Source organism: Meridianimarinicoccus zhengii (genome assembly GCF_003254465.1).
In the GTDB taxonomy this organism is placed as follows: Bacteria; Pseudomonadota; Alphaproteobacteria; order Rhodobacterales; family Rhodobacteraceae; genus Meridianimarinicoccus; species Meridianimarinicoccus zhengii.
Genome location: NZ_QDFI01000166.1, coordinates 1 through 1,536 on the forward strand (window position 1 = coordinate 1; position 1,536 = coordinate 1,536).

At 70.8% G+C, this 1,536-nt stretch carries 2 protein-coding genes; both read right to left on the minus strand.

Going from position 1 to position 1,536, the window contains the following annotated elements; genetic code table 11:
• Positions 1–536: DUF4167 domain-containing protein (locus tag DDE13_RS23520; RefSeq protein WP_235868824.1), on the minus strand; the 536-nt coding region annotated here is incomplete at its 3' end.
• Positions 537–738: 202 nt separating this feature from the next.
• The coding region (gene prmC, locus DDE13_RS22350; protein WP_111406391.1) for a peptide chain release factor N(5)-glutamine methyltransferase at positions 739–1,536 on the minus strand (798 nt) is incomplete at its 5' end.

Consider the following 1,536-nt stretch of genomic DNA (forward strand, 5'->3'; position numbering starts at 1 on the left):
TCGTCGCGCCCACCGGCGCGCGGGGCGTCATCGCGCCCACCGGCGCGCGCAGCATCGTCACGCCCGCCCTGCCGGTTGTCGTCACGCCCACCGCCGCGCGCGGCATCGTCGCGCCCGCCATGGCGGTTGTCGTCGCGGTTCCGGTCGTCCCGGCCCCGGTCATCGCGGGCACGGTCGTTGCCACCCTGCTGGCCGTTGCCGTTCTGGCCATTGTTCTGCTGGCCGTTGTTCTGCTGATTGTTGTTCTGATTGCCGTTCTGGCCGTCCTGCTGGTCGCGGCGGCTTTCGGCCTCGCGCAGGGCATCGCCCAGCATCCGGGTGTAATGCTCGGAATGCTGCTGGAAATTCTCGGCCGCGACCCGGTCGTTCGACAATTGCGCGTCGCGTGCGAGCTGGTTGTACTTGTCGATGATCTGCTGCGGCGTGCCGCGGACCTTGCCTTCGGGGCCGGAACTGTCGAACACGCGGTTGACGATGTTTCCGACCGACCGGTTGCGGTTCGGTTTGGACCGCGAGCGTTGCTTGGATGATCTCATAAGAAGGGTATCTCGGCCTTTTTGTTGCCCGATGCGCGTGGGGTCACGTGTAACCCCGGTGTTCTGGCGAACGGCACGTCTCTGGCTTGATGTCAGGGGCACCGCGGGCGGTGCCGATCCTTCCGACGCGACGGGTAAAACATGGTGTCCGCCCGGTGACAAGCGAAAACTTGCGGCACACGGGGCGTTGCACACGGTCCTGTCATGAAAATTGCGCCGAAACCACCCGGTCGCGGCCATCCATGTCGGGCAGGACGGCAATCCCGGCCAGCCCCGCGGCACGGGCAAGCGCCGCGACGGCCTCCCCCTGGGTCGGGCCGATCTCGAACAGCACCCGTCCGCCGGGCGCCAGGAGCGCGGGCAGCGCGGGCAGGATGGCGCGGTAGGCCGCCAGCCCGTCGCCACCGGGCGACAGCGCGCCGGGCGGTTCCCAGTCGCGCACATCGGGTGCCAGGCTGGGTAGTTCGTCGGCGGCGATATAGGGCGGGTTAGATACGATCAGGTCGAACGGGCCGACAAGGCCTTCGGTCCAGTCGGCGCGGACAAGGGTGGTGCGGCCTGCGACGCCCAGGGATGTCGCGTTGGCCGCAGCGACGGCCAGCGCCGCGTTCGAGATGTCGGTGCCCGTGCCCCGCGCATGGGGCCATTCCGCAAGCAGCGTCAGCAGGATGCAGCCCGACCCGGTGCCGAGGTCGAGGATGCGGGCCGCAGGCCGGTCCAGCGCCGCCGCGACCAGGGTTTCCGTGTCGGGCCGCGGGTCGAGCACGTCGCGGGTGACGGCGAAATCGCGGCCCCAGAAGCGCCGCCGCCCGGTGATCTGCGAAACGGGCTGGCGGCGCGCCCGCGCGGCGATGGCGGCGTCGAAGCGGGCACATGCGGCGTCATCCGCGGGGTCGCGCAGGTGCAGCGCCAGCCGGTCGGGCGCGATGCTCAGGGCATGGGCCAGCAGGCGCCGGGCGTCGCGGGGCGCACCGTCGATCCCGGCCGCGGCGAGGCGCGC